This window comes from Nostoc sp. FACHB-888, from assembly GCF_014696655.1.
In the GTDB taxonomy this organism is placed as follows: domain Bacteria; phylum Cyanobacteriota; class Cyanobacteriia; order Cyanobacteriales; family Nostocaceae; genus Nostoc.
In genome coordinates this window covers 21537-28909 of record NZ_JACJQM010000069.1, presented here as the reverse complement: position 1 = coordinate 28909, position 7373 = coordinate 21537, and the positions used below count along the sequence as shown (strand labels likewise).

Below are 7373 nucleotides of genomic sequence, written 5' to 3'. Positions count from 1 at the left end.
GAATTAGGTTACTCAACAAAAGCCAGTCGTCCTCCTTTTCGGGTTTAGACTGAACGAATCGCACCCAGTAATAAAATGCCCCGCCGTCGCTTTCGCCCTGGGGGCGAAAGCGCCAAAGATATAGTCGCCTAGCTACAATATCCTTGATACGGCGGGGCATTTTATTTCTTGGATCTCCCTTAGCTTGTAACCAGATATCTTTAACAAGTGGTTCAGCGCTCCGGGTGAGCCTGGCTGTTATAATCTCTCTTTAACTTTGCTCCCCAAGAGGCAGGCGAAAAATTCATCTCCTCAAGCCAAAGGCAAAAGTAATCTTGGGCTTTGATAAAAGTATTGCGCTTATACGCTTAATGTACGGAACCGGACAGATGAACAACAAAAAATATGTCAATATTGAGGGATGTTAAGGTTGTATCGTTTTCTAAAGCAGAAAGAAAAGCCTCGCCAACGCTAAAGCATAGCCTAATTATTAAAAATTAAGGTTCTTCAGTACCTGACTTTTCCCGTTAAGTCATGAAACAAAGAAATTGCAAGGGTTTCAGGCTATAATTTCTTCTCAATAATTTAATATTAGTGATAGTAAATCACGCGAGAATAAGGCTTAAAGCTAAGGGTACAGTAAGCGTAGGCGCAGCTCGTCATAGATATCGCTCAATCAAGGAGATGACGGGAAAAGTCAGATAACTCATGAAGCCATAGCTGCAAAAATTAATTGTCTAAAAGCTTCAACAATAAGCGATTATTGCTGAAGCTTTTACAGTTAACTTATGCAAATATACAGATGATACAAAGCTGAAACCTTAACTCCATATCAGTATACAGCATTCAGAATTCAGAATACTTTATCCTTTTATGGGTAGAGTTTTAAGGCGAGAATATTTTAATTTTTTTCGCTTGACTTCGGGCGAGGTTTTAACCGATGTTGGTCACCCACTCGTACAGAATTCAGTATGAATTCTGACTCCTGAGTTCTGAATTCTTCTTATAAATAACTATCGTGTTCCAATAGACATAAATATTTACCACTAGAGTCAACCTTAAGGTTGCTTGCACTTTAAACCTATAGACAGGGGATTACAGTATCAAGCTTGGCTACTATTTAAGCATCATTGAAATACGGAATTTTTTTAGGAGAATTGTTAACTTAAGTGGAATAAAAAGAACAAGAAAAAACAGAAACTGAGAATAATGTTCCGCCTATTCTTTTTGCCTCAAGAATAGATGTGAGCAAAAATTGACATCCTCCTGTTATTAAAAATTGTCGTTTTCCTTAAAATTTTTAAGGAGTAAATAACATGCTTCCGTACTTGATCTTTGGTACTTACTTATGTTGACCTGATTTCTTCTTTTTCTGTTCTACTTGTCACACCATACTTACGCTCTGGCTAAACGTTTCCTTGTGGATGCCATTGATAAAGTATGCCTAAAATTTTCGCACTTTGAGATATTTGTACCGCTTGTAGGCCATTGGCTATACCCAGACTGACCTACTGTTTTTACCTGATTATCCACTTATTTAATTAAGAAGTCTAATGGTTAACTTACTAAAGCCCCCCAGTGTTTCAAGTCATCGCCTCGGTACTATAACTGGTTTGTGGGGGGAACAGTCTCCTTACGACAGGAGAGCGCTTAATACTGGTATCGTCCATTTCGGCCCAGGTCGTTTTTTTAGGGGCCACCTCGCTTACATAATACATAACTATCTTGCACAGAAGGGTTCACCAGAGCAGAGATGGGGGATTTGTGGAGTTAGCCTCAAGAGCCAACGCACCATTACGATGTTAAAACCCCAGAGATTCCTTTACACTTTGACCAAACACTCTAGTTGCGCTAAAAATCGTGAGGAAGCGGAAGTTATCGGTTCTATCAGGGAAATCGTTAATGGTAGAGAGAAGTGCGAGTATGTGCTGGAAAAAATGGCGTCTTCCTCTGTGCATCTGGTGACTTTGACAATTACTCAAGGAGGCTACCATCTAGACAAGAGTTTTAATCTGGATACAGCGAATGAAGACATCGCGCACGATCTGCAAAATCCTTCCACTCCAACCACTGCAATTGGCTTTATAGTAGAGGCGCTACGCCGACGACGCGATCGCAACATGGCCCCCTTCACCACCCTTTCTTGCGATAACCTGCCAAGAAACGGGGAGATTCTACGAAAAGCAGTGCTAGCTTACGCTGAGTTGATTGAGCCGACTCTTGCAAAATATATTAGGGATAACGCGACCTTTCCGAATACGGTTGTAGATAGGATTGTGCCTCAAGAGCAGGAATCTGATTATAACTATCCCAACCGACTGTTACAGGTGCGCGATCGCGCCCCCATTGTAACAGAACCATTTTGGCAGTTTGTCGTAGAGGACAACTTCACAGGTGATCGGCCCAAGTGGGAAGATGCGGGGGTCATTATGACTAACGACATCACTCCCTTTCTATATATGAAGTCGAGATTCTTAAATGCAGTCCACTCCTTCGTAGCCTGTTTAGCTGTAAGAGCAGGTATACAGTATATGCATGAGGCAATCAGGCAACCGGAATTCCACTTATTTACCCGGCTTCTGATGGACGATATCGCAGCAGCGACACCCGTGCCTCGTCACATGTGTGAACAATATATGGCTCAGGTATTACTAAGGCTGAGTAACGAGGCTCTTCCTGATACTACTGAGAGAATTTCTTCAGAAACCTGTAGAAAGGTAGGCAAGTATATATTTCCCATACTTCAGGATGCTTACAGCCGAAAGGTGAGCATGAAGCGAATTATACTTCCCGTTGCGGCATGGCTTCTTGCAGTCCGAGAGGGGGCGAGCGAGTCTGGTCAGCCTTATCATGCGAAGGATACCCAAAGCGCAGTTACAGCGATTCAACAAGGCGCGGTGATTAGCGGCATTCTGGGATTGGAGAATTGCGAACATACAAAGGTAGTAGATGATGAATGCTACCAAGCAATGCTCGATATCCAGACCTACGGACTATTAGCTACGCTTAAAAATTACAATGAGGGAGGCCTTTTAAATGAAACCGCTTCAGCATGATTTGGTGATACTTTTCGATCACGATGGAACTGTCGTTGATAGTGAAACCATAGCACTTGAGAGCGCTTGGAGGCTGACCAATGAAGTGGCTCATGAATTCGCTGGCGCTCAACACTATGAGCTTGAGGACTTTGTTAAAAGTTTTGCAGGGAAACCTTACAGGGAAATACTCAAGAAGATATATCCAGACTCATTAACTACTCTTAATGAGCGAGATATCGATAGGCTAGTGGCTGAGGAAGAAAAGAGAGCGATTGAACGGCTTAGTATAGAGGCTAAAGCGACTGAAGGAACGCCTGAAGTTCTCTCTTACCTGCGCGACGACGGATTTGAATATGCATTAGTAAGTAACAGCAGTTTCGAGAGGCTGAATGCTTGCCTTACTTCTGCTGCCCTGACTGACTATTTCCCAAGTGAGCAGATATTTAGCGCCCACGACTCTCTCCCCGTTGGGCGGCCAAAGCCCCTTCCTGACATCTACCTACACGCAGTGAAGTGTCTGGAAGTTGAAGTTTCTCTTTGTGTGGCAGTTGAAGATTCTATCAGTGGGGTAAGGGCTGCGGTTGCTGCTGGAATTGGGCAGATTATCGGTTATGTAGGGGGAACTCATGTAAGCGAGGATGAACGAAAAAGCCGTGCAGATGCTCTTGAGTCGGCTGGTGCCGGGCAAGTTATCGAGCGGATGCACGATCTGATCGGGCTATTGTAAATAACAGTAGGTATGAAAAATCAGATTTTGTCAAGAATAGCTTGGGCGACAACTTCATCAGTGATCAGTCCCGTGATCAACTTGCCATGCAGAGCCGCCAAAATTGACTCTACTTTTTTCACACCTCCTGCAATACCGATAATCAGCCGTTGAGCAGTTTGTTCGAGCGGGACACTGGCAACCCGGCTATTAGTTGCACCTTGAATCAAGATTCCTTGGCGATCGTATGCCCAACCTGCAATTTCCCCAACTGCCCCCAGTTCAATTAATTGGGTCACTTCATCGTCATTAATAAATCCGTCTTGGTGTAACGGTGCATTCCAACCAATTTGGCTAATACCCACAAAAGTTGCTTTGGCTTGCTCGGCAAGGGTTTTGACGGTGATAAACGATCGCTGGGTCTGCAAGAGTTCTCGTTCTTCAATACTGGTCGCTACGACTGGAGTCGGAACTGGATATACTTGGGAACCAACGCGATCGCACAAATGCATCACCACTTCATAACGACCCGCACGCCCATATTGAGACATATTCCCAACTATTGAGACAATCTTATGCTGAGGTTGATTCATGGATGGGATTTGATCCACCATCGATCGCAAAGTCCGACCGGTGGAAAACGCCAAAATTGTTGGAGTTTTAGCAACAAGGTACGTCTCTAGGTGAGTAGCAGCACATACGCCAAGCCCGTTTAATGTATCGCCACTCCCTGCATCACTTGGAACCACTTCACACAGTGATAATTCAAATTTGTCTCTGAGTGATTCAGCTAGAGCAATACACTCACTCAGGGGATGATCGAGCCGAAATTTGATCAGTTTTTCACTCACCGCTAGTGCAACCAAACGCTGTGCCGCCTGTCGGGATACGTTCAACTTTGCGGCAATCTCTTCCTGTGTGTTTCCAGCAATGTAGTAGAGCCAAGCTGCGTGTGCTGCCTGGTCTAATTTGCGAGTCCGAAGGGACAAGCCACGCTCTAAGATGGGTTCTTTCATATTGCACCTATAGGAAGTATGCATCCCCCAAAGAGTAGATAAATTATTTGAGTATCTGCTCAAAGATGCATTTTTTGCTCAAAATCCTGTGTATACGTTATCACATTCTATGTTAATAAAAGTGGTCTGAAATAAACTCAAGCGCAGCAAAACATTGCAGTAATAATCCTGGAGGCTGACAACATTACTAACTACTTGGCAATACCCTTTTGCCTATTGCCCGCCAGTAAGCTCCAAATTAAAGCCCGTAATGTAGCTTGCCTCCTCGCTCATGAGAAATGCCACACTGTTGGCAACTTCTTCAAGGCTCCCCAAACGCCGCATCGGGACTGAATTAATCATTTGCTGCTCTACTACTTGAGGATCGGCATCAAAATACTGCGATCGTACACCTGCCTGCAATTCGGTCTGTCGCGTCCACATCACACCAGGGCCAATCAGCGAAGGCGAAAGCGCATTCACTCGAATATGGTAGGGAGCCAAGTCTTTCGCTGCTGTCTGAGTTATGCCAATTACGGCAAACTTTGAGGCTGAGTAAGCGATCATATTTGGAGGGCCAACCACTCCTGCATAGCTTGCCATATTAACGATCGCTCCTCCACCCGATTTGCGTAAGTGTTGTGCCGCCGCCTTGAGGACGTGAAAAACTCCGACAACATTGATGTCAATGACCTTTTGAAAATCTTCCTCAGGATACTCGTCAGTTTTGGCAAATACTCCTTGATAACCCGCATTATTAAAAACATAGTCGATTCGTCCAAATTGCTCTACAGCAGCAGAAAAGGCTTGAGCAACATCTTCAGAGGCGGTGACGTTGCAGCGAAAGCTCAGAACTCGAATTTTATAAACTTCCAATTCATGAGTAACCTCTGCCATCTTCGCTTCGTTTAAGTCTAGGAGTACTACACCTGCACCATCTGCGGCAAAACGCTGTGCGGTAGCTCGACCAATATCACCAGCCCCGCCCGTAATCAAAATCGTCTTGCCAGCAAAGTGATAGCTTGCTTTAGCTGTCATATCTTCAACTCCTTGTGAATATATGTTGCAAATAGTGTTTAAGTGTTCAGTATTTAAGATGAGCTAGTATGATTCAATTATTGGGACTTTGCCCAATAGTAGAGCATAAAATCATTTTCTTATATTATGATTTTAATACTAAAGGAGCAGTGCGATGCGTATGCCTCGCTTCGCTAAAATCTTGGTTTCATTCCTCGTTGGAGTGATACTGGCACAACTACTACATGCCTGTGCAGGTTCGCAAGCAGCAGGGAAAACAAGACTGACGATCGCTACTGTCAATAATGGCGACATGGTGGTTATGCAAGGGCTTTCCCGCAATTTTGAACAAGCCAATCCAAATATTCAACTGCGGTGGGTTGTCCTAGAAGAAAACGTCTTGCGCCAACGCACTACCACAGACGTTGCAAGCCAGGGCGGACAATTCGATGTTTTGACAATCGGTTCCTATGAAACGCCGATTTGGGCGAGACGGGATTGGTTAAAACCATTGGATCTACCCGCAAGTTATGACGTGAATGACCTGATAAAACCCATCCGAGAAGGGCTTTCTAACAACGGCAAACTCTATGCCGTGCCGTTCTATGGGGAGAGTTCCATGCTGTATTACCGAAAAGACTTGTTTGAAAAAGCAGGGATTACGGTTCCTGAACAACCAACCTATCCCCAAATCAGGGAATGGGCGAGTAAGGTTCACGATCCAGCGCATGGAGTTTATGGTGTTTGTCTGCGCGGAAAACCAGGCTGGGGGGAAAACATGGGATTTGTGTCCACATTGGTCAACACCTTTGGCGGACAGTGGTTTGATATGAAGTGGCAACCTACTATAAATACTCCAGCCTGGAAAGAAGCGATCGCTTTCTATGTCGATTTGCTCAAGAAATATGGCCCACCGGGAGCCAGTTCCAATGGATTCAATGAGAATCTGGCGCTATTCTCAACGGGTAAGTGCGGTATGTGGGTAGATGCAACCGTTGCCGCAGGGTTGTTATCCAATCCAAAAGAATCTCAAGTTTATGATAAAGTTGGCTTTGCCCGTGCGCCAATTGAGAGATATCCAAACGGCTCGAATTGGCTCTGGGCTTGGGCGCTAGCGGTTCCAAAAACCTCAAAATCTCCCGAAGCTGCTCAAAAGTTTGTTGCTTGGGCAACCTCTAAGGAATACATTCAATTAGTTGCTAACCAAAATGGTTGGGTTAGTGTACCACCAGGTACGCGGACTTCCACCTATAACAATCCCAACTATCAAAAAGCTGCACCCTTTGCTTCGATTGTGCTGAAGTCGATCCAATCTGCTGATATTAGCCGTCCAGCCGCACAACCAACGCCTTACAAGGGTATTCAATATGTGGATATTCCCGAATTTCAGGCGATCGGTTCTTCGGTGGGGCAAACGATGGCAGCAGCCTTGACTAATCGTCTTTCAGTGGAGCAGGCGTTGGAGCGATCGCAGAGTTCGACTGAACGGTTTATGAAACACACGGGTTATATCGAGTGAACCCGGAGATCCCCCCCAGCCCCCCTTTTTAAGGGGGGAGAATTCAATCAAAGTTCCCCTTTTTAAGGGGGATTTAGGGGGATCTAAATCTGACGGGGAAGGCAAGAAAACACAGCCTA

Annotated in this window: 5 protein-coding genes; 3 read left to right on the top strand and 2 right to left on the bottom strand. The window is 44.8% G+C overall.

Features of this window, described 5'->3' with window-relative positions:
• The first annotated feature begins 1532 nt into the window (after positions 1-1532).
• Positions 1533-3035: a mannitol dehydrogenase family protein gene (locus H6G26_RS27730; RefSeq protein ID WP_190733239.1), complete on the top strand. Its 1503-nt coding sequence runs from the start codon at positions 1533-1535 to the stop codon at positions 3033-3035.
• Complete coding sequence (locus tag H6G26_RS27725) at positions 3016-3744, top strand: HAD family phosphatase (protein ID WP_190733237.1); 729 nt, start codon at positions 3016-3018, stop codon at positions 3742-3744. Before H6G26_RS27730 ends, H6G26_RS27725 begins: the two co-directional genes overlap by 20 nt.
• A 20-nt stretch (positions 3745-3764) precedes the next feature.
• Here H6G26_RS27725 and H6G26_RS27720 read toward each other — a convergent pair whose 3' ends face one another.
• Complete coding sequence (locus H6G26_RS27720) at positions 3765-4739, bottom strand: sugar-binding transcriptional regulator (RefSeq protein WP_190733235.1); 975 nt, start codon at positions 4737-4739, stop codon at positions 3765-3767.
• A 213-nt stretch (positions 4740-4952) separates the two neighbouring features.
• Positions 4953-5756 carry an SDR family NAD(P)-dependent oxidoreductase gene (locus H6G26_RS27715; protein ID WP_190733233.1) on the bottom strand — a complete coding sequence of 268 codons (804 nt, stop codon included), beginning with the start codon at positions 5754-5756 and terminating at the stop codon, positions 4953-4955.
• A 154-nt stretch (positions 5757-5910) separates the two neighbouring features.
• Here H6G26_RS27715 and H6G26_RS27710 point away from each other — a divergent pair, with 154 nt between their 5' ends.
• Entirely contained in the window at positions 5911-7254 is a 1344-nt protein-coding gene (locus tag H6G26_RS27710) for a sugar ABC transporter substrate-binding protein (protein WP_190733231.1), read from the top strand.
• The last annotated feature ends 119 nt before the right edge of the window (positions 7255-7373 follow it).